Source organism: Polyangiaceae bacterium, from assembly GCA_020633235.1.
Classification (GTDB): Bacteria; Myxococcota_A; Polyangia; order Polyangiales; family Polyangiaceae; genus JACKEA01.
Genome location: JACKEA010000004.1, coordinates 860,864 through 882,849 on the forward strand (window position 1 = coordinate 860,864; position 21,986 = coordinate 882,849).

Here is a 21,986-nt window from a genome sequence, read left to right on the forward strand (position 1 = left end):
CGCTTCATCGACAAGGGCGCAGAATCACCCGGGTTTCCTCAGAGAACGGAGCGTGTCACCGAGTCCATGGCGCAGCGAAAAGCCGGTCTTGGCCACGAAGGCGCCGCCGTCCACAGTGCAGGGATACTTGAGGTAGTCGATGGCGCCCCGCGGCACGCTGGCGAAGCCGAGGCGCCCGCCCAGCCAACGAATCAGAGGCTCGGGGACGGGCACGCGTGCGGCTCCCGACTCCTCCACGATCACGTGGAGCGGAACCGTGTCCGGCCCCGCCACGTTGAACACTCCGCGGAGCCCCGGAGCGAGGGCGAGCTCGAGGGCGTGGGAGAGATCGTCTTCGTGGATCACTTGGTACGGCGGGTCGAAACCCGCGACGGTGAAGACGCGCTCCTGGGACAGGTAGTGACAGAACAGGTTCTTCACCGTGGGGCCCACCACGTTGACCGGCCTCAACACCACGACTTCGAGCTCCGGGTGGCGCCACAGCTGGCCCGAGGCGTACAGGTCGGCAGCGACCAGATCCTGGATCTCCGGATAGGTGCGGCCGGCAGATGGAGGATGCTCCTCGGTGAGGAACTGCGGTTGGTCCGGCAGAGCGCCGTACACCGTGTGGCGGCTGGGAAACACCAGCTTCCGGACGCCGGCGCTCCGAGCGACCTCGAACACGCGCACGGTGCCTTCGAAGTTCACGCGGTGACGTTCTGCGGCGTCGGCCTGCAGGCGGTGCAAGCGTGCGAGGTGCACCAGGGCGTCGGGCTTCACCTTGCGTAGAGCGTCCTCGAAGCCGCGCTTTCTCACGTCCGCCCGGTGGTAGATGACGCCGTCGAGCACCGCCGTGGGCGCTGCCCGGTCCACCACGTGCACTTCGTGGCCGCCGGCGAGGAGCCGAGCCGCGAGCAGGCGCCCGCTGGCGCCCGCACCGCCGGTGATGACGACGCGGCTCATGTGAAGAACACGCCCTTCCGTTGGCCGAGCCCGCGGTCGATCAGCGTGCGGACGGCGTCCTCCACCTGTGCGACGTAGCCCGCCACCACGTCGTCTTCCTCGGTGCCCGTCCCTTCGAAATGCAGTGGCTCACCGAACCAGATGTGGACCTTGGCGGGCAGCGGTAGCGGAAGCAGCGTGGGAGTGAGGGGCGCGTAGGGCATGCCGAGGAGCCGGGCGAGGGGCTCCATCCGCGAAAAGCTCGGGCACATTTCCTCGCCTCCGATGAAGCCGAAGGGGACGATCGGAGTCTGGGTCTCGAGCGCGAGCCGCATGAAGCCGTGGCCGAAGCCCATGAGCTTGTAGCGGTTCTTGAACACCTTGCCCCCGCCGCGCTCCCCTTCGGGGAACACCAGCACGGCGGCCTCGTCTTCCGAGAGCAGACGTTTGCAGTTCTGCGGAATGCCGATGAGCTGTCCCATGCGGGCCATCATCACGTTCACGAACGGGGGATTCGCGAAGAAGCGCTCGATCATGGCGCGAACGAAACGCGGTGGCTCGGCATCCAGCACGAAAGAAGCCGCGATCAGCATTCCGTCGTAGGCGAGCTGGGCGCTGTGGTTGCCGATCAACAGCACGCGCCCGGAGGGAACGTGGTCGAGGCCGTGAGCCTCCACTCGAAAATAGTGGCGGTACAGCACGCGCACCAACGCCAGGGTACGCGCGGCCGCCCTTGGGGAAGCGCCCCAACGGTCATAGCCATATTCGTTGGTCTCGATTCCCACGCCCGCCATGCGATCGTGGATCTCGTCATCCACGAGACGATCGAGCCAGTCCTCCCATCGCCGATATGGCCGCGTCACGCAGCGAGCATATCAGAGGGGCATGGGGCCCACTGCCCCCACGCTCGCGCAAACGCAGGTGTCGCCGCTCATTTCTCGACTCCACGAATGGGCGTAACCCAGTCCTTGGAGGAGGAGGGAATGAACGTCGATCGCTTTCACCTGTATCGACAGATGTTCCGCAGCCGGCGCTTCGAAGAAGCGGTGAACCGCTTGTGGCATGAAGGCTACGTGCTTGCCGAGATGCATCCGAGCCTGGGCGAGGAAGGCATTGCAGCCGGCGTCGTCGCCGCGCTGGAAGAAGGCGACGCGCTCGCCTTGGAGCATCGCTCACCGGCACCGCTCGTGATCCGCGGCGCCGATCTCTTCTCCGTGCTCGTCGAAATGCTCGGTGAGCGCGAGCCTGCCCGGCCTCGCGCTGCGGGGCCCACGGCGGTCGGGTTCGCCCTGGCAGCCGAGCGCTTGTCCCCCGGCAAGATTGCCGTCGCCTTCCTCGGCGACGGGACCATCAACCCGACGACGCTCTTGGAGAGCATGCGCCTCGCCGTCGCGGCGCGGCTTGCCGTGCTCTTCGTGGGCAAGGGTGGCGAGCTCGGTGAGCGCGCCCGCGCTGTGGGCATGGAGGTCGCAGAAGTGGACGGCAGCGACGCGGTGGCCGTTGCCGAGGCGGCTCAGGCGGCGGTGGAGCGCGCCCGCCGGGGGCTGGGGCCCAGCTTCGTCCGGGCGCATTCGGGTCGTCCCCTGGTCCGCAGCGGTCGCGCCGGCCGCCTGGCCTCGACGCCGAACCCCCGGCGCCGCGACCCGGTGAAGCGCCTTCGGCGCCAGTTGGCGCGCTACGGCACACGCCTCGACCTCCTGGAGCGCGAGGTGGAGTCGGAGATCGAGCACGTCCTCGCCCGGGCCGCTCGGGGCCGCTGAGCCTGGATTTCGGCCGCCAACGCCCCGTCGAGCGACATAATCTGTCATGAGCTATCCTAGGGCCATGGCTCGCTTGGCGAAGCTCTTCCGCGCTGCCCTGGCCCTGAGCGTTGTGCTCGTGGCCTGCTCCATCGATCGCACCGGTACGGGCGCGGGCGAAAGTGGGGGCAGTGGCGGCACCGGCGGCACGACGCCCTGCCCGGCGGGCCTCACCAAGTGTGGCGACGTGTGCGTGGACACCACGTACAACCAGCTGCACTGCGGCGCGTGCGACAACGCCTGTCCGGAGACTCAGCTGTGCGCGGGGGGGAGCTGCGTGACCAAGTGCTTCGGCGGAAGCATCCAGTGCGGCTCCTCCTGCGTCGATCCCGACATCGACCCGACCAACTGCGGTGGTTGTGGCAAGGCCTGCGCCAGCGGTCTGGTGTGCAGCGCTGGACAGTGCCAGCTGGCGTGCACGGGTGGCACTTCGCAGTGCGGGAGCAAGTGCGTCGATACGCTGTCCGACGGCAAGAACTGCGGCGCCTGTGATCATGCCTGCGCCCCGGGCACCGTGTGCAGCGCTGGGCAGTGTGCGCTCACCTGTAGCGGCGGCACCACGCAGTGCGGCAGCAAGTGCGTGGACACGCAGACGGATCCCGCGAACTGCGGCTTGTGCGATCACGCGTGCGCGACGGGCACGGTGTGCAGCACGGGGCAGTGTCAGCTCTCCTGCGGCGGCGGCAGCACGCAGTGCGGCAGCAAGTGCGTGGACACCGCGACCGATCCGCTGAACTGCGGCGCGTGCGGCACCCAGTGTTCGGCCAACCTCGTGTGTCAGGCCGGCGGCTGCGTGCTCTCCTGCGTGGGCGGCACCACCAAGTGCGGTAGCAAGTGCGTGGACACGCAGACGGATCCCGCGAACTGCGGCGGGTGCGGTACCCAGTGCCCGAGCGGCCAGGTGTGTCAAGCCGGCAGCTGCGCGCTTTCCTGCGTGGGCGGCACCACCAAGTGCGGCACGAAGTGCGCGGACACGCAGACGGACCCGGCGAACTGCGGAGCCTGCGGCAATGCCTGCGCCTCAGGCGAAGTCTGCTCCGGCGGCAGCTGCACGCTCTCCTGCGCGCCGCCCACCACGAACTGCGCCGGCACCTGCACCAACACCAGCTTCGATCCGAACAACTGCGGCGGCTGCGGCACCGTGTGCGCGCTCCCCAACGCCACGGAGGGCTGCCTCGGTGGCAGCTGCACCGTGGCCGCCTGCGATTCGGGCACCGGCAACTGCAACGACGTCGCCAGTGACGGTTGCGAGGCGGTATTCGCCACCGACCCGGACAACTGCGGCGGGTGCGGCAACGCCTGCGCCGCGGGGGTCTGTCTCGCGGGCCAGTGCACCACCTCCGTGAGCTACGACCTCGCCGCTCAGAACCTGACCACCGCGGGCATCGCCGGTTTCGGCTGCCCGCCGGTGCAGGCGTACTCGAGCTCCGCCACCGGCCCGACCTGGGGCTTCAGCTGGGACGACGTGCTGCCCGCCTCCGCCGTGGTGTCCAAGATCACCATCGAGATCGAGCGCTCCTCCGACTGCAACGACGGCTTCGGAGCGGAGCCCACCACCTTGAACGGCGCCAGCGCGGGCTCGGTCACGTTCTCGCCCGCCGTCTGCAACGGCTGCAGCACCACGCCCGCCACGTTCATGCTCGACCTCACGCCGAACACTGGGGACTACGTCCTCGGCGGTCAGAACACGTTGCTGTTCACCCTCACGGGGCCGAACTTCGAGGCCATCACCGAGAATTCCGCCTGGGGCGCCGGCGCCTACGCGCGCGTGACGCTGGAGCTGCTCTAACCGCAGTCCGCGCCGTTCTTCTTGCAGTCGTCGAAGCGGCAGCGGCAGTGGACCTCTCCGCCCCCGGGCAAACGCGTGGTCCAGCCCTTCGTGGCGCAGTCGCCAAAGTCGCAACGGGTGACGCTGTCCGAGCCGTCCGGATGGCGAGTGGTCCAGCCGTGCTCCCAGCACTTGCCGAAGTCACAGCGGGTGACGCTGTCTTTTCCGTCCGGGTGGGTCGTGGTGAAGCCGTGCTCCAGGCACTTGCCGAAGTCGCAACGGGTCACGCTGCTCTTGCCCTTCGGTCCCCGTGTGGTCCAGCCATGCTCCACGCAGCTGCCGAAATCGCAGCGCGACACCAGGTCCGCGCTCCCCACCCGGGTGGTCCAGCCGAAGCCCAGGCAATCCCCGAAGTCGCAACGCCCCGACGCCAGTGTGGAGGCGACGTAGAACGGTCGTGGCGCCTCGTCCGCTGCCGCCAGCGCCGGCAACGCCAGCACCGCGACGGAGACGAGCGCGCGACGCAACAAGGGCATGACGTATCTACGCTCGAGAAGAGCGTCTCGCCCCCAGTCTTTCATTTTTGTCGCTGCGCCGCGGAAACGCCCCGCGACGGGCATCGCGCCGCACCAACAAAAGTCAGTAGCAGAAGACCTCGACGGGCGGGTCGTCGAACATCGAGCTCTGACAGATGGTCGCCGTCTTGGGCGGGCAGGCGCAGGCGCAGGCGTCGATGCGCTCGACGTAGCAGCGGCCGTCGTACATCCAGTTGCAGGGCTCGGTCGAGGTGCCGGGCAAGAAGCCGGGCTGACACTGGGGCAGGGGTTCCGAACCACCCGTGAGGCCGCCGCCGACGCCCTGGTTCGGGCCGCCGGAGGTCTGACTGCCGGAGCCGCCGGAGCCGCCGCTTTCGGTCGGCCCCTCTACGCGGCCGCCGCAGGCGAGGAGGTTGGTGGCCACCAGGACGAAGATGGTTAGACGCCGCATGCTCCATCATGGCCGCCAGCTGCCGCGGCGATCACCAAAAGCGTGTCAGAACGGGCGCAGGCCCAAGAACACCACGTTGACCGCGATGAACACCGGCAACAGCACGACCAGCGCCAGCACGAAGTAGCCGCCGAAGCTCGGGCACTTCACGCCCGCCGAGTCGGAGATGCTCTTGACCATGAAGTTCGGAGCGTTGCCGATGTAGGTCATCGCTCCCATGAACACCGAGCCGAGAGACAGCCCCTCGAGGATGGCGGGGTTCACCCCGACCACGGCCCCGGCTCCGGAGTAGCCCTGGCCCTGAGCCAAGGACAGGAAGGTGAGGTACGTGGGGGCGTTGTCCAGGAAGCTCGACAGCGAGCCGGAGGCGAAGAAGAACTGCCACGGCTCGCGCACCGGCAGCTCCCCACCGCGCGCCTGCAGGATCATCAGCGCCGGAATCATCGCGGCGAAGATGCCGGCGAACAGCACTGCCACCTCGATGATGGCGTGAAACGAGAAGCCATTGGCGACGCGTGGGTTCAGCTTGGAGCCGTCCTCTTCCTTGCTCGGACCCTTCAGCGGGGCGACCTTCAGCGCGATGGCGGTGAGGGTCAGCATCGCGAGCTCGCGGAACGGGATGTAGGCCCAGAAGTGGTGGGCCGGCAGGTGCACCGACGGCAGAGCGGCGACGGAGACGACCACGCCGAGCAGCAGCGGGATGCTGCGCTTGCCGTGGATGCGGATCGGTTCCACCGCCGCGATGTCTCGTTGGATGTCCTTCTCGGCCTCGCCCGAGTACGCGATCGAGTCCCAGATGTAGAACACCGTCAGGATCAGGCCGATGGCCATGGCCCACGGCAAGAACAGGGACAAGGTCCAGAAGAACGGCACGCCCTTCAAGAAGCCGAGGAACAACGGCGGGTCGCCGATAGGCAACAGGCAGCCGCCGACGTTGGCCACCACGAAGATGAAGAACACCGGTATGTGGCGCACGTTCCTGCGCTCGCCGTTGGTGCGGAGCACCGGGCGGATGAGCAGCATGGCGGCCCCGGTGGTGCCCACGAAGTTCGCGAGCACCGCGCCCATCAGCAAGAACAGCGTGTTCACCTTGGGCGTGGCGCGGATGTCGCCGGAGATGTAGATGCCGCCGCTGATCACGAACAAGCTGAACAACAGCGTCAGGAACGAGAAGTACTCGATTCCCGTATGGAGCAGCGTTTCCGGCGCGCGGTACGCGAAGTACGCGGCGGGAAGGATGCCCGTTGCAGCGGCGACGATGCCCTTGTTCTTGTTCTCGTCCCACCAATGCCCGGCGACCAGCGGCAGGACGGCGATGCAGAGCAGCAGTAGAACGAAGGGGATCACGCTCCACAGCGGAAGATGGTGCCCGAGCTCGCTGCCGCCTTCGTTGGCGCTGGAGATCTGGGGGGCGAGCAACGAGAGCAACGCTGCACTCGAGGTGACGATCTTCTTCATGGGCTCATCTACCGGCTGCGCTCTGCCCCCTGACGGCGAACGCATAACACGCGGTGAACGGATATCGCGCACTGCGTAATGCGATCGTCATGACATCGGTCGATACCGGCCGAGCGCCGCAAAGCGTGAGTAGTCGAATCTACTCGAGCTGACAAATGTCATCGAAATACGCGCGCAAGGAATCGGTCGGTTGACGGTGTTTTGGTGATGGATGACGCTCACATCAGACCAACGGTCGCGTCGCGACCCCTCGATCGACAGGAGGCCCCCCATGGCCGAAGATACCCGTGCTGGCGTTCTCGACGAGCATCGTCGGATCACCAACGTCCTCCAGCGTATCGAGCAGTGGGTGGTCGATCCGAAGACCGGCGCGGGCTGGACGGGGGAGCTCGGCGGCATGCTCGAGGAGCTGCAAGGCTTGCTCAAGGAGCACTTTGGGGGTGAGGCCGAGGCCAAGCTGTTCGAGCAGACCATCGCGTCCGCTCCACACCTCACGGCGCAGCTCACCAAGCTCGCCAAGGAGCACTCCCAGATCCTCGCGGCGTTCCGCGCAGCCTTCGAGCAGGCGCAGACTCTGGACGCCGCCAAGGAGCAAGAAGTGCGCGGTCTGCAGCGCAAGGTCCAGCTCGCCCTCGCGACGCTCCGGCGTCACGAGTCGGAAGAGAACGAGATCATCATGCGCGCCTACTGGGAAGACATGGGAGGCGGCGACTGATCGCTGGTACGCGTCTCGCATAGAGGCGCCGTAACGTCACCCTAGGTCACCAAGATCTCCGCGGCCTGCGGGCGCTCTGACAGGCCGCAATCGCGCAATCGTTGCGCTAGCTCACTTCCGGCACGCAGACGCCGCGCCGACAGGTGGGCTGCAACCTGAGTTCGAAATTTACTGCAAATCGAGAGGTTTCCGCGATGACCACCACAGCCGCCGGTCACACCGAGCCGCAAAATCAGGCCCCCCCCAGGAAAACCGCCGCCGAGGTGAAGGTCGTGGACCAACACGTCGTCGAGATCGTGTGTGATTCCGGGGAGGGCGCCCAGACCGCGGGTCAGCTGTTCGGAACCATCAGCGCAAAAATGGGCAACGGCGTGTGGACGGTGGAGATCATCCCCGCCGAAATCGAGCCGCCCCATCGTTCTCGGTCCGGCGCCAGCGGTAACCGCATCCGCCTCGGCGGCTCCGAGATCACGAACATGGGTGACGAGGCCGACGTCGTCATCGCGTTCAACGAGCAGGTGCTCTACAGCCGCATCGACCTCGGCGCGCTCCGCCCCGGCACCATCATCTTCCTCGAGAACAAGTGGGCGCAGGATCCGCAGGAATCCATCCGCCAGGAGTATGCGGATGCCCTCGCCGACTTCCGGGAGCGCGGCTACGTCGTGCGCGAGGTCGCGATGGAGACCGAGTGTCTGAAGGTCGTGGCCGACGCCCGCCGCGGCAAGAACATGTGGGCGCTCGGCCTGCTCTGCGCGCTGTACGGGCAGGACGTGGAGCGGGTCCTCGACGAGGTCACCCGCAAGTTCAAGAAGAAGGGCGAGAAGGTCATCGCCGCCAATATTGCGCTGGTGAAGGGTGGCTACGAATGGGCGGACCAGAACCTGGACGTCCGCTACCAGGTGCCCCCCCGCCAGACCAGCCAAGAGCTGGTGGTCATGAACGGTAACCAGGCGGCAGCGCTCGGGATTCTGGCGGCCGGCATCGAGCTCTGCTCGATGTACCCGATCACCCCGGCGACCAGCGTGACCCACTACCTGGCGGCGGCCATGCACAAGACCGGTGGCTTCATCCACCAGGCCGAGGACGAAATTGCTGCGATCGGATTTGCCATCGGCGCATCTTATGCGGGCAAGACGAGCGTCACGGTGACTTCCGGTCCGGGCCTTGCCCTGAAGACCGAGTTCATCGGGCTCGCGGTGATGGCCGAGGTCCCGCTCGTGATCGTCAACGTCCAGCGCGGTGGCCCCTCGACGGGTCTGCCGACCCGGGTCGAGCAAGGCGACCTGCTGGCGGCCCTGTACGGCGAGACGGGAGACGCTCCCAAGATCGTGATGGCGCCCAGCACCATTCCCGAGTGTTTCCATTTCGTCATCACGGCGCGGAAGCTCGCGGAAGCGTTCCGCGGCCCGGTGATCGTGCTGACGGACGCGAACTTGGCGACGGGCCAACAGCCCTTCCCCCGCCCGGTGGTGCAAGAGGAGTGGCTCGCGCCCCCCATCGACCAGTCGGACTGGGACAAGGACGTGCCGGCCTACGCTTGGGATCCGGAAACGGGTGCCTCGGCGCGGCCCATCCCTGGTCAGCGCGGCGGTGAGTACGTGCTCACGGGTCTGGCGCACGACGAGCGCAGCAAGGTGGCGTACGAGTCGGCCATCAACCAGCGCTCGATGGAGATGCGCAGCCGCAAGCTCGCCGTGCTGCAGCAGAGCCTGAAGCCACCGAAGGTGTACGGCGATCAAGAAGGCGACCTGCTCGTCGTGAACTGGGGCTCGGCCCGCGGCGCAGTGGAGGAAGCGGTCGATCGCGTGCGCGCCGACGGTAAGAAGGTCGGCTCCGTGACGCTGCGCTTCTTGCAGCCCCTCGAGCCCGGGCTCGAGGAGATCTTCAAGAAGTTCAAGAAAGTGATGACGGTGGAGATCAACTACAGCGACGAGACCACCATGCCGTACATCACGCACGAGAATCGGCGCTACTCGCAGCTCGCTTGGTACCTGCGAGCTCGAACGTTGGTCGACATCGACTGTTGGTCGCGCGTTCCCGGCATCCCGCTGCCGCCAGGAATGATCGAGGCGGAGCTGCGGCGGCGACTTTCAAACGGCGCGCACTGACAAGGAGTCAAGAGAGATGTACGGCCTGAAGCTCGATTGGGTTTGTGAGCTGCCTCCGCGACACTTCGTCCTGGAGGACTACGAAGGTGCGACTCCGCGCTGGTGTCCGGGTTGCGGCGATCACGCCGTGCTCACGGCGGTGCAGAAGCTGGTTCGTGACGAGCAGTTGCCACCCGAGAAGATTGCGATGGTGAGCGGTATCGGCTGCTCCAGTCGCTTCCCGCACTACATGAAGACCTACGGTTTCCACGGTCTGCACGGTCGTGCGCTGCCGGTGGCCTGTGGCGTGCGCTCACGGCGTCCGGACTTGCACGTGTTCGTGTCGACGGGCGACGGCGACTGCTGTGCCATCGGTACCGGTCACTGGATCCACGCCATTCGCTACAACATGAAGATGACCGTGATGATGTTCGATAACAACATCTACGGTCTCACCAAGATGCAGACTTCGCCCACCACCCGCGAGGGGTGGGCGTCGAACACGCATCCCGGCGGCGCGCCGCTCAGCCCGCTCAATCCACTGAGTGTGATCCTGGGCATCACCAACGCGTCGTTCTTGGCGCAGACGGTCGACTGGAACCCCGCTCACGTGATGGCCACGCTGAAGATGGCCTACCATCACGAGGGCCTTTCCTTCGTGCGCATCCTGCAGCGTTGCCCGCACTACATGGATCACGTGTGGGACGAAGTTCAGGACGATCCTTCGAAGCTCTTGCTGCTCGAGCACGAAAACGGCATTCCCCTCGACCCGAGCCTCAAACGTCTGTTCCCGAACTCCACGACGCACGACCCGTCGAATCTCTCCGCGGCGCGCGACTTCGCCAGCGACGACAACGCGATCCCGATCGGCCTGCTGTATCGGAATGACGCTGCTCAGCGCTACGACCTGATGTCCGCCCAAGGCATCGGGACTCCTCCCGAAATGCGGATGAAGGCCGTCCAGGCCGAAATCGATCGCTTCCAAATCTGAGCACAAGGACGAAATGTGATGTTGGTTCCACCGCGCGAGGAAAGAGGGGGCGCGGAACCCGTGGCAGAGTCCGGGGGCTCCCCGGAGAAGGGTTATCGTGTCTCGGACGGCGTCGCCGTGATCGAGGCCACGGAGCGCGCCATCGTGGGCGCGGGCGCCGTGGCCTCGGCGGCGGAAGCCGAGGGGCTCGCGCTGTCCGGACACCGGGCGGCGCGTTTGCTTTCGGGGACGGTTCCCACTGCGGTTCCGGCTGCCGCCTGGGTGCTGCACAAGAGTGGCGCGCCGGGCTGGTTCGGTGCGTTCACGCTCTCCGCGGTGGACGGCCAAGAGGCCGCGGACCACTGCTTGATCGCCCAGCTCGCTGCAGCGATGAGCGGGCAAGCCGGGCAGTGCGTGGTGGGCACGGAGCTGTCCGAACGCCCTTGGCTGTGGCAGCCGCTCACCGCCCAGGCGATCGACAAAGCGCTTGCCGGCGCAACTGCCGGCAACGACGCCATCGCGTCGGTGCTGTCCAGCGCTTTCGCTCGCGTGAGCGAGGCGACGGGACGGCGCCACTCGCCGATCGCAGGGTATCGCCTGGACGACGCGGAGATCGTGCTCCTGGCGCACGGCTCCGAGCGCGAGCACGGCGTTCGCATCGTGGACGCGTTGCGCCGCCAAGGCGTGGCGGCCGGGCTCCTGGGCGTGGTGCAGCTGCGCCCGTTGCCGCATGCCGACATTACCGCGGTGCTTTCGGGGAAGAAGCGCGTGTTGCTCCTTTCCGAGAGCGCCGAGCTGGCCGACGGCCAGGCGCTGGAGCGCGTTGCGGCGGAGCTTTCTGCGGTGCAGCAGGCGCTGGGTCTCGAGCAAAGAACCGACACCGATCCTGCGGCCAAGAGCCTGGTAGTGGGCGTCGCGCCCGCCGGGCCTCGCGCCCACGAGCTCTTGCACGCTGCGGCGGAGCGCTTGGGAGGATTGGCGCCGCTCGCTGTCTGGAATGCCGGCTCCCCGCGGGTGGCAGCGCTGGGCCTGGGCTCCCGCGTGCCGTTGACCAGCGGCGCGCCCCTCGACCTCGCGTTCTTGGCGCATCCCTCGCTCTTGGATGGGCGCCTCGGTTTGCGGGAGAACGCCGCCGTCGTGGTGGCCGCGGAAGCCGCGGCGCCGGAGGACGTGTGGCACATGCTGTCGCCCGGCCAGCGCGCGCTGGTCGGCGACAAGAAGCTGTCGCTCTTCTGGTTCGATCCGCGTTCGTCGTTGTCGTCTCCCAGCGCTTCTTGGGATTCGCTGGTCGCGGTGGTGTTGGAAGGGCTGTCGCCCCTGCTTTCGCGCTTGGGCCTCAGCTGGCGCAGCGTGGGCAAGGCGCGCTTGGTCCGCATCGATCCGCGAGCGGCGGATGCCAGACGCCCGAGCGAGGTGAGCTTCGCGCCGCCGCGGGAGCTGCCGCTGTTGCCCAAGCCGGACAAGTCCGCGAGGCCCGAGTGGCAGAGCGCGCTCCGCCGCTTCCACGCCACGGGGGAAGGCGCCGCGGGAGCTGCCGCGCTGTTGCCGTTGGCTCCGGCCGCAGCCACCTCGCTGGTGCGGACGGAAGCCAGCAGCTACCCGCTCCTGGTCGTCGACGGAGAGCCCACCACCATCTCGCCTCTCGAGGACGTGATTCGCTCGGCGCTGGGCGCCCTGGAAGACGCGCCCACCATCGTGCCGGATCACGTGCGCCGCCTGGTGAACGTGTTCACTCAGGTGGTGGACGGCGCGGCGGTGCTGGGAGACGTCATCGACACCGCCTTCGCGGAGTTCGAGGCGCAGCTGTCTCTCAGCGAAAAGGCGCTCAAGGCACTGCGACGCGATCTGCGAGAGCTGCGCCCCGCGCTGCCCGCGGAGGCTCGCATCCTCACGTTGGGAGATCGCGCCCACGTCGAGATGTACGCCGCGGTGGTGTTGCCTGCGCGGCGGCGCCTCCGCGCGGAGCTGATCGCCGACGCACGCCGTCTGCGCCAGCACCTGCTCGACATGCTGGCGGTGGACGCCAGCCACTCCGCGGACGCCCACTCTCCCGAGCAGGTCCAGAAGAGCCTGGGAGAGATGGACTTCCTGGACACGGCGGCCCTGACTCGTGCTCTCGGCAAGCGCCCGGGCCCCAAGCGCATGCCGGAGGATCGGCGTCGCCGCATCCAGAAGTCCGTCGACGACATGGCGCGCTTCTTGGCGACCGCCGACGACACGCCGGAGCTCTTGATGGTCTCGCCGCGTGCCTTCGATCTGTCCGTATCCGGCGCCAAGGTCGTGGTGCACGACGATCCCCTCGGCGTCGCCGCGGGCCTCTTCGAAGGGCTGGCTCAGCAGGTGACCGCAGCGTTGGTCGCCGTGCGGGTGGCACGCTTGGAGGTAGAAGCGCGCTACAACGCCGAGCTACACGATCCGGTGCTGGCGGAGCTCGATTGGCGCCGACTGGATGCCGAGGAGCTGCTGCTCATTCCACCGGTGTTGGCGGTAGAGACGGCAGAGAACGTGTGGCATTCGTCGCAACGCTCGCTCTCCGAGATCCTCACCAGCGGACGCCCCATCCACGTGATTGTGGAGGAGGATTTTGGGGTTGGCTCGGCGCGAAACCCGGCCGGGCTCGGCTATCTCTTGGTGGCCCACCACGAAGCGTTCGTGGCCCAGACGTCCCTGGCACGTCCGGCGCACTTCACGGAGTGCTTGCGCTCGATGGCGAAGGCGTCGCGCCCAGCGGTGACAGTCGTGGCACCGAGCCCCGGAGACGGCCCCATGCCGGCATGGCTCCGTCTCGCCGCGGCTCACGAGGGTCGCGTGCTGCCGTGCTTCCGCTTCGATCCGGAGGCAGGGCTGTCCTTTGCGGAGAGCTTCGACATCGAGGCCAACGTGGCTCCGGAACAGACCTGGCCGCTGCATACCATCGATGCAATGGACGAAAAGGGTGAGCGCCAGAGCATCGAGGAGAGCTTCACCTTCGCCCACGCGGCGGCCCTGGAGCTCGAGTACCGCAAGCAATTCTGGCTGATCCCGACGGAAGCGTGGAACGACGAGCAAATCCCGCTCGCAGAGTACGTGGACACGCTGCTCCACGCGGAGACGCCCAAGGTGCCCTTCGTGTGGATCACGGACGAGCAGGGCAACCTCGCTCGCGCCATCGTGACCCGCGACCTCACCCTGCAGAGCCACGAGCGCATGCGCCTGTGGCGGACCTTTGCGGAGCTGGGCGGCGTGCGCAACGCGCACGCCGAGCGCGCGGCAGAAGCGGCCCGAGCCGCGGCCCAAGCCGAAGGCGCTGCGGAGCGAGAAGAGCTCGAAGCCGCCCATGGCGCGGAAGTGGAGCGTGTTCGCAACGAGACGGCGACGGAAGCCCTGGAACGCCTGGCCCAAGCGCTGATGAACCCCGGCGCCCTGAGCCTGGCTCAGGGTGCGGCGGCCGCCCCGGCGCCGCGGCCGGCGCCCACTGCGGCGGAGCCCGAGCCGGCGGCAGAAGCCGCTGCCCCGGAGCCCGCCGCGCCTCCGGTGGAGGAAGAAGAAGAGAGCGTCTCTTTCTCCGATCCCTTCATCGACACGCCGCTATGCACCACCTGCAACGAGTGCACGAACCTGAATCCGCAGATGTTCAAGTACAACGCCGACAAGCAGGCGTTCTTGGCGGACGCGAAGGCGGGTACGTTCCTGCAGTTGGTGACGGCGGCGGAGAAGTGCCCTGCTTCGTGCATTCACCCCGGTGAGCCCCGAAAGGACGACTCCACCGTGACAGAAGAACTGGTCGCCCGAGCCCAGCGCTTCAACTGAACGGAGCGACGACGTGCTGCTGAACGAGATCTTGACCGCTGGGGGGATCATGTTCGGCGTCGCTTTGACGTTCGGCGTGATCCTCGCGATCGCGAATCGTAAGTTGCGCGTCGAGGAGGACCCTCGCATCGACGACGTGGAAGGGATGCTGCCGGGCTCCAACTGCGGCGCGTGCGGCCAGCCGGGCTGCCGGGCGTTCGCCGAACAGGTGGTGGCCGGCAGCCAGCAACCCAGCGGCTGCACCGTGAGCAGCCCCGAGGGCATCACGGCCATCGCCTCCTACCTGGGCGTGGAGGCGGGCGAGCGCGACAAGCGCGTCGCCCGCCTGCACTGCGCCGGGGGCAAGTCTTCGGTCCGCCGTCTCGCGGACTACGATGGCATTCGTTCCTGCCGGGCCGCCTTCGTGGTGAACGGCGGTGGCCGGGCCTGCGCTTGGGGCTGCTTGGGGCTCGCGGACTGCGAGAAATCTTGCACCTTCGACGCCATCGCCATGAACGACGAAGACCTTCCCGTCGTGGACGTGGACCTGTGCACGGCGTGCGGCGATTGCGTGGACGCGTGCCCGTTGGATCTCTTCACTATCGAGCCGCTGAGGAACGAGGTCGTGGTTCAGTGCAACAGCCCACTCGCCGGACCGGCGGCTACGGCGGCATGCACCGTGGCCTGTGACGCATGCGGGCGCTGTGCGTTGGACGCTCCGGACGGCGCCATCGTGATGAAGGGTGGGCTTCCGAGCATCGTGCAGCCCGTGAAGGTGGACGTGAGCTGCACCCTGCGCTGTCCCACGGGCGCAATCCAAGCGGTGCCGGGCAATCAGTTTCAGCGAAGAAAGCTCAAGGTAGTGGCATGAGTAGCTGGGCAAAGATCACTTCGCGTTGGTTTCAGCGGCTGGTCAAGGGCAAGGAGCCGGAGCCGGCGCGCCAGGCCGGGACGCTTGCCATCGTGAGCGGCGCGGAAGCCGTGCTGGCGACGGAAACCATGGTGAGCGAGCGCATCGGACGCGCGCTTTCGGCGGGGGAAACACGCCCAACGACGGAGCGGGGTGCGGGAAAGAACGCGTTTGGCCGTGAGACGCGGGAGCTGATCGCCGACGACGATCGAAGCGCGCTGGCCGCGGCGGAAGGCCGAGCGCTGGGCGGCGTGCGGGCGGCGGTGCTGCTCGGCGAGGCGCGCCTGTCGCGCAGCCGGGACGCCGTGAGCGCCGCGGCGGCTCGCCGCGTCCCGCTGGTGATTCACGCGATCACGAGCTCCGACACCGCCACCGCGACCACCATGGGCGCAGAAGGACACGGTCCGTACCACGCGTTGGCGGACACCGGAGCGCTGCTGGGCCTCGCGCGGGACGCGCAGCAGGCCGTGGACATGGCCCTGGCCGCCCGCTACGTGGCGGAGCGGGCGCTGTTGCCGGCGGTGATCGCGATGGACGCCCCGGAGACGGCCTGGGCGCCGTCGTCCGTGCTGTTGCCCGACGCGGCCCTGGTGCGCGAGGCCCTCGGCAGTCCTGACGACCAGCTCGAAAGCCCGACCGTCGAGCAGAGCTTGACGCTCGGGGACAAGCGGCGGCGCGTGCCGCGCTGGTTCGACCCCGACCGTCCGGCGGCCCACGGCATGCAGCAGAGCGGTCGAGACCTCGCCGTCGCGCTGGCGGGTCAACGTGCGTTCGCGGCCGAGCCGGTCAGCCGCCTGCTCGACGAGGCTCTGGAAGCAGTCTCACGCCTCACTGGGCGCAAGCTCGAGCGCGTCACGCAGCACCGCATGGACGGGGCAGAGTACGTCTTCGTGGCCCAGGGCGCGGCCATCCACGCGGCGATCGCCGTGGCCGACTACCTGCGCAACGAGAAGAAGGAAAAGGTCGGCGTGCTGGGCATCGATTGGCTGCGGCCGCTGGCGGCCGCAGCTATCGAAGAGGCCCTGCGGCACGCCCAGGCCGTGACGGTGCTCGAGCGGACCGGCGACGCCCTGGCGGGCGGCGGCCCGTTGCTGCGCGAGATCCGAGCTGCCATCGGCGACACGGGACCGAAGCTCCTGCATGCGACCTACGGCCTCGGCGGGCAACCGCTCAGCAACGCGGATCTGTTGGCGTTGTTCGAGAACATGAGGCTGCCGACCGGCGCGCGCACGGACGTCGCTCTGGGTGTCTCGATGCCCAAGGCGAGCACTGCCCACCCGCGGCGCCAGGCCCTCGCACAGCGTCTGCTCGCCGAGTACCCGGAGCTGGCGCGTTCCACGCTGGCCATCGACGCGCCGTTGGATCTGCGACCGACCTCGGCGAAGACTGTGGCGCTGTGGGCACGGCATTCGGAATCTCCGGCTCCGGTGCTCGACGCTCTGGCGTCGGCGGTATCCAAAGTGGTGGGGCAGCACGTGCGCAGTCGTACCTCCACCGTGGAGCAGGGAACCTGGATGGCCCAGGTGACCGCCGCCGGCGAGGCGTTCTCGGATCTGGCTTCCGTCGTGTGGCACGACGTGGCGGTGGTGGCCACGCCGGAGCTGCCGGCGGCGATCAACCCCGCCGCGGAGGTGGCCAAGGGTGGCGCGCTGCTGCTCGCGAGCCCACTCTCCGAAGCGGAGCTGTGGCGCGAGCTGCCGGAGTCGTGGCAGCGCTCGATCGACGACCGCGAGCTCCGCGTCTTCGTGCTCGACGGCAGTGTGAGCGATCTCGTCAATTGGGTTCCCTGGCTGCTCGGCGCACCCGAGATGCCCGAAGGCGATCTCAAGCGGCTGACCGACGTCGATCCGCGGGTGCACGCGAACCCCGTGCCGCCCCTCGCCGTGCGGCGCTTCTCCCGGACCCGTTCCACCTACGACAACCTGCCCCGGTTCTGGGGGGAGCTCGCGCTGCCCCGGCTGGAGCAGGGCGTCGCCGAGACGTCGCCGGATCCCTACCTGTCTCTCGCGGCGGTGCCGCCGTCCACCTCGAGCTTGTTCGAGGTCGCGGTGCACAGGAATCGCATTCCGCTCGTCGACATCGAGCGCTGCGTCGGTTGCGGTGCGTGTTGGACCGCATGCCCGGATTCGGCCATCGTGCCCGGTATCATCGGCACGGAGGCGTTGCTCAACGCCGCGGCCGACATCGCCACGCCTCCCGGCGCGGAACGCAATCCCATCGCCGACAAGGTTCGTCGCGCCCACAAGCAGCTGGCCGCGCGCGTGGACGGCGCTCTCGCCAAGCAGAAGGCGACGAAGCTCGATGGCGCGCTGCTGTCGGAGAGCTTCTCCTGGCTGCTCGAGCAGATGAAGGTGTCGGCAGAGGAGCGCCCGGAATACGAGAAGGTATTCAAGGCGACGCTCGCCCAAGTGAAGAAGCTGCCCTACGCCGCAACAGAGCCCTTCTTCCATCGGCCTCATTCGGAGCAGAAGGGGAGCGGAGAGCTGGTGGCCTTGGCGGTGAGCCCGGCGGCGTGTCAGGGCTGCGGCGGCTGCAGCGCCGTGTGTCCGGAAGACGCGATCACGGTGGGCGAGCGCAACGAAGACAACGTGATCTCCGCGGGTGCGGGCTTCACGATCTGGGAGCAGCTGCCCGACCCGAGCGGCGAGAGCATCGCGCGTGCCGGGCGCTCGGAGGCCGTGGGCAACATGGCCGCCGTGATGACCTCGCGCCACACGCTCCTGGCGGTCACCGGCGGCGGTGGTCACGAGCCGGGCTCCGGCGCGCGGGTCGGTGCGCGGCTGGTGGCAGCGGTCACGGAGCTCGAGCAGCAGCGCCGCACGGTGCAGCGGGTGGGCGCGCTCAGGGACCTTTCGCAGCGCTGTCGCAGCGCCATTCGCGACGCCCTCGCCGGCGCCGTTCCCAGCGAGGACCTGGCGGCCCTCGACCGCGCCTTGGAGAGCACACCGGACCGCAGCGGGAACGTCGGCGCTCTGGTCGAGAAGCTGGGCGCCCTGGGCGCCAAGTCCACGGTGGACAGCGAAAGCGCGGAGCGACTGGTGAAGCTCGCCCGCTTGGTGGACGAAGAGCTGGCTCTGCTGGAGACCGGCGCAGACGGCATGGGCCGAGCGCGCTTTGGCTTGGTGATCGCCGGCGAGCCGCTGGGTGAGTGGGCCGCGGAGTTCCCGCGCAATCCCTTCGCCGTTCCCACCGTCGTGGACCTGTCGAGCGAGGCCCTCGATCTTTCCATGGGTCTGGCGGAGAGCTTGCTCGACCGCCACGCGGCGGAGGTCCGCCTGGCTCGACGCACGGAGCTGTGGCTCTCGAACCCCGGCAACGCAGTACTGGAAGAGCCCGCCGTCGAGCGCCTGGGATGGCAGGACCTGAGCGACGAAGAGATCGCCGCGTGCCCGCCCGTGGTCGTGCTCGCGGGCCCGGAGATCTTCGGTGCGGCGTCGCAAGCCGGGCTCTCCCGGGTGCTCGCGTCGCGCTTCCCGGTGAAGGTCGTGGTGCTCGACGGCCGCGAGCGCTGGATCGGCGCCACGGATCCGCTCCTGCCCTACGTGATGCAGCGTCGCGCTCTCGTGATGTCCTCCACCATCGCCCATCGCGAGCACCTGTTCGCGGGCGTATCGAGGGCGCTGGCACAAACCGGTCCGGCGCTGATCCACGTGTATGCGCCGAGCCCGAACCGTCACGGCTTCGACAGTGCGGATACCGTGGCGCGGGCTCGCGCCGCGGTGGACTGCCGCGTGCATCCGTTGTTCGTGTGGGATCCGGCGGAAGACGGCGTGTTCGGGACGCGCTTCCGCCTGGAGGGCAACCCCTCCGTGACCGAGCCGTGGGCCAAGGACGCCGAGGGCACGCTGCGCACGCCGGCTCACTTCGCCCTGGGCGAGACGCGCTTCGCGTCCCATTTCGTGGCGCCCGAGGGCGACACGTTGTCCATCGAGGAGTGGGCGCGGGCGGGCCGCGACGAGCGCGCCAAAGCGATGCCCATGGTGAAGCAGGGCGACGTGGAGTGCGTGCTCGACCGTGACCTGGCGGACGCGGTGCTGGAGCGCCTTTCGACCTGGCGCACCCTGCAGGAGCTGGCCGGCGTGGTCACGCCGTTCACCGCGAAGGTGAAGGCCGATGCGGACCGGGACGTGGCCGCGGCGCACCAACAAGAAATCGAAAAGATACGGGCAGAATACGAGGCAAAGCTCGCCGCTCAGAAGGCGACCCAGCTGGATGAAGCGACGGCTCGTTTGGGTCAGCGCCTGATCGAGCTTGCCGGCTACGCGCCCGCCCGTCGAGGAGACGGACAGGCATGACCGGTCTCGCCTTCGTGCTGGGCTCTCGGGGCACGTTTCGTCACGGCGTGCACCCGAAGGAGCACAAGGAGGCGACGTGTCAGCGCTCCATCGAGCGCATGCCCTTCGTGGACGAGTATCTACTGCCCCTGAGTCAGCACATCGGCGCGCCCTCCAAGGCGCTGGTGAAGCCCGGGCAGAAGGTGGAACGGGGCGAGCTCATCGCGGAGCCAGGAGGCTTCGTGTCGGTGGGCTTGCACGCGCCGGTGAGCGGCACCGTGAAGGCGGTGGAGCTCCGGCCGCACCCGAACGGCAAGAAGATGCCCACCATCGTGCTGACGCAGGATCCCTACTCCAGCCAGAAGATCCGACGCATGGAGGTACCGGATCCCGAGAGCGCGGAGGCCGGTGAGATCATCGACGCCATCCAGCACGCCGGGCTGGTGGGCATGGGCGGCGCCGCGTTCCCCACGCACGTGAAGCTGAAGGTGCCGTCGGGCAAGCGCGTGAGCTTCGTGATGTTGAACGGCTGCGAGTGTGAGCCGTACCTCACCTGCGATCATCGCGTGATGGTGGAAGAGGCCGAAGCCGTGAAGCGCGGCCTCGACCTGATCATGAAGCTCACCGGCGCGGAGCGCGGCTACGTGGGCATCGAGCGTAACAAGCCGGACGCCATCGATCGCATGCGCGAGGTCGCTGCCGGCGCGCCCATCGAGGTCATGGGCCTCGAGGTGAAGTACCCACAGGGCGCAGAAAAGATGCTGATCGACGCCATCCTCAAGAAGGAGGTGCCGAGCGGTGGGCTGCCCCTGGATCTCGAGATCGTGGTGCAGAACGTGGGCACCGCCGCGGCCATCGCCAGGCTCTTCGACGACGGCGAGCCGCTGATCGAGCGGGCGGTCACGGTGACCGGTCCCGGCATCCGACGCCCGAGCAACCTGCTCGTGCCCATCGGCACACCCATTCGCGAGGTCATCGAGCACTGTGGCGGTCTTCTGCCGGAAGCCAAGCAGGTGGTGCTCGGCGGTCCCATGATGGGCATGGCGCAGAAGGACCTGAGCGTGCCGGTGACGAAGGGGACCAGCGGCATCTTGGTGCTGACCAAGGCTCAGACGGTGGTGCAGGAAGAGCCCTGCATCCGCTGTGGGCGCTGCGTGGAAGCGTGCCCGATGTTCCTCAACCCCTCGCGCTTGGCGCAGCTGGCCCGCGCGGAGCGGACCGATACGCTGAAGGAGTTTCACGTGCTCGATTGCTTCGAGTGCGCGAGCTGTTCGTTCTCGTGCCCCTCGCACATTCCCCTGGTGCAGCTCATTCGCGTGGGCAAGGCGCAGGTTCGCCAGAAGGAGGCACGGTGACCCAGCTGACGATCACCACTGCGCCCTTCGAGCACGGCGCTCCGAGCACTCGCGCCGTGATGCTGGAAGTGGTGACGGCGAGCCTGGTGGTGGTCGCTGCGGCGACCTACTACTTTGGCGTTACCGCGCTGATGATCACGGCTACCTGCGTGACCGGCGCCACGGTGACGGAGTGGCTCTTGTCCGAGCGGAAGAGCTCTCTGCGCGACGGCTCGGCGATCCTCACCGGCATTCTGTTGGCCCTCACCTTGCCGCCGGCCATTCCGCTTTGGATGGCGCTGCTGGGCAGCGTGGTGGCCGTAGCCCTGGGGAAGATGATCTGGGGCGGCCTGGGTCGCAATCTGTTCAACCCCGCGCTGGTCGGCCGCGCGTTCCTGCAGGCGGCATTCCCGGTCACGATGACGACCTGGGTCGCTCCGCGGCAGGGCATGTTCCACGTCGAGGCCAGCACGCTGGCGGCGCCGCTGATGAAGTCCAACGTGGACGTCATCACCTCGGCGTCTCCCTTGGGGCTCGCGAAGTTCCAGCATCAAGCCACCACCTTGAAGCCGCTCTTGCTCGGCAGCATCTCCGGTTCCCTGGGCGAAACGGCAGGATTGCTCCTGATCGTCATCGGCTTGTGGCTGGCGGCGCGGCGCATCTTCGATTGGCGGCTGACGCTGTCCACGCTGGTCACGGTGGCGGTGTTCAGCGGCATCTTGTTCGCGATCTCTCCGGACAAGTACCCCACACCGCTGTTCATGCTCGGCTCCGGCGGTTTGCTGTTCGGTGCGGTGTTCATGGTGACGGATCCGGTGACCACACCGCTCACGCCCAAGGGCGCCTGGATCTTCGGTCTGGGCGTGGGCGTGCTCGTGGTCCTGATCCGCTTGTTCGGTGGGCTGCCCGAAGGCGTCATGTACTCGATCCTGCTGATGAACGCGGTCACCCCGCTCATCGATCGCAAGACGCAGCCGCGAAGGTTTGGAGGCTGA

Annotated in this window: 15 protein-coding genes; 10 read left to right on the forward strand and 5 right to left on the reverse strand. The window is 67.9% G+C overall.

Annotation, left to right across the window (positions count from 1 at the left end; genetic code table 11):
- Nucleotides 1-24 precede the first annotated feature (24 nt).
- Together H6717_25245 and H6717_25250 are read right to left on the reverse strand one after the other, a co-directional pair.
- Nucleotides 25-942 carry an NAD-dependent epimerase/dehydratase family protein gene (locus H6717_25245; GenBank protein ID MCB9580360.1) on the reverse strand — a complete coding sequence of 306 codons (918 nt, stop codon included), beginning with the start codon at nucleotides 940-942 and terminating at the stop codon, nucleotides 25-27.
- Nucleotides 939-1,715 (reverse strand): acyltransferase family protein, encoded by a 777-nt coding sequence (locus H6717_25250; GenBank protein ID MCB9580361.1) that lies wholly within the window; start codon nucleotides 1,713-1,715, stop codon nucleotides 939-941. Before H6717_25250 ends, H6717_25245 begins: the two co-directional genes overlap by 4 nt.
- A gap of 189 nt (nucleotides 1,716-1,904) precedes the next feature.
- Here H6717_25250 and H6717_25255 point away from each other — a divergent pair, with 189 nt between their 5' ends.
- Both H6717_25255 and H6717_25260 read left to right on the forward strand, forming a co-directional pair.
- Nucleotides 1,905-2,681, forward strand: coding sequence for a hypothetical protein (locus tag H6717_25255; protein MCB9580362.1), 777 nt, complete (start codon nucleotides 1,905-1,907; stop codon nucleotides 2,679-2,681).
- Nucleotides 2,682-2,745: 64 nt separating this feature from the next.
- Nucleotides 2,746-4,509, forward strand: a complete 1,764-nt coding sequence (locus H6717_25260; GenBank protein MCB9580363.1) for a hypothetical protein — start codon at nucleotides 2,746-2,748, stop codon at nucleotides 4,507-4,509.
- Here the strand turns inward: H6717_25260 and H6717_25265 are convergent.
- The 3 genes from H6717_25265 to H6717_25275 form a co-directional block, all read right to left on the reverse strand.
- Nucleotides 4,506-5,018 (reverse strand): hypothetical protein, encoded by a 513-nt coding sequence (locus H6717_25265; GenBank protein MCB9580364.1) that lies wholly within the window; start codon nucleotides 5,016-5,018, stop codon nucleotides 4,506-4,508. The two genes, H6717_25260 and H6717_25265, sit on opposite strands and share 4 nt — an antisense overlap.
- Nucleotides 5,019-5,127: 109 nt before the next feature.
- On the reverse strand, nucleotides 5,128-5,475 hold the full coding sequence (locus H6717_25270; protein MCB9580365.1) for a hypothetical protein: 348 nt from the start codon (nucleotides 5,473-5,475) through the stop codon (nucleotides 5,128-5,130).
- A 45-nt stretch (nucleotides 5,476-5,520) separates the two neighbouring features.
- Complete coding sequence (locus tag H6717_25275; GenBank protein MCB9580366.1) at nucleotides 5,521-6,933, reverse strand: sodium:proton antiporter; 1,413 nt, start codon at nucleotides 6,931-6,933, stop codon at nucleotides 5,521-5,523.
- A gap of 271 nt (nucleotides 6,934-7,204) precedes the next feature.
- Between H6717_25275 and H6717_25280 the strand changes: the two genes are divergently transcribed.
- From H6717_25280 to H6717_25315, 8 genes are all read left to right on the forward strand, one after another.
- Entirely contained in the window at nucleotides 7,205-7,648 is a 444-nt protein-coding gene (locus H6717_25280; GenBank protein ID MCB9580367.1) for a hemerythrin domain-containing protein, read from the forward strand.
- Between the two features lie 194 nt (nucleotides 7,649-7,842).
- Complete coding sequence (locus tag H6717_25285; protein MCB9580368.1) at nucleotides 7,843-9,756, forward strand: 2-oxoacid:acceptor oxidoreductase subunit alpha; 1,914 nt, start codon at nucleotides 7,843-7,845, stop codon at nucleotides 9,754-9,756.
- Between the two features lie 16 nt (nucleotides 9,757-9,772).
- Nucleotides 9,773-10,726: a 2-oxoglutarate oxidoreductase gene (locus tag H6717_25290; GenBank protein MCB9580369.1), complete on the forward strand. Its 954-nt coding sequence runs from the start codon at nucleotides 9,773-9,775 to the stop codon at nucleotides 10,724-10,726.
- Between the two features lie 60 nt (nucleotides 10,727-10,786).
- Nucleotides 10,787-14,494 carry a ferredoxin gene (locus H6717_25295; protein MCB9580370.1) on the forward strand — a complete coding sequence of 1,236 codons (3,708 nt, stop codon included), beginning with the start codon at nucleotides 10,787-10,789 and terminating at the stop codon, nucleotides 14,492-14,494.
- 49 nt (nucleotides 14,495-14,543) lie between these two features.
- Complete coding sequence (locus tag H6717_25300) at nucleotides 14,544-15,344, forward strand: RnfABCDGE type electron transport complex subunit B (protein ID MCB9580371.1); 801 nt, start codon at nucleotides 14,544-14,546, stop codon at nucleotides 15,342-15,344.
- The gene (locus tag H6717_25305) at nucleotides 15,341-19,678 is read left to right on the forward strand and encodes a 4Fe-4S binding protein (protein ID MCB9580372.1); all 4,338 of its coding nucleotides are present in this window, start codon (nucleotides 15,341-15,343) and stop codon (nucleotides 19,676-19,678) included. The genes H6717_25300 and H6717_25305 overlap by 4 nt, the downstream gene beginning before the upstream one ends.
- Nucleotides 19,675-21,012: an electron transport complex subunit RsxC gene (gene rsxC / locus H6717_25310; protein MCB9580373.1), complete on the forward strand. Its 1,338-nt coding sequence runs from the start codon at nucleotides 19,675-19,677 to the stop codon at nucleotides 21,010-21,012. Before H6717_25305 ends, rsxC begins: the two co-directional genes overlap by 4 nt.
- A complete protein-coding gene (locus H6717_25315) occupies nucleotides 21,009-21,986 on the forward strand; it encodes an RnfABCDGE type electron transport complex subunit D (GenBank protein ID MCB9580374.1) in 978 nt (325 codons plus the stop codon). Before rsxC ends, H6717_25315 begins: the two co-directional genes overlap by 4 nt.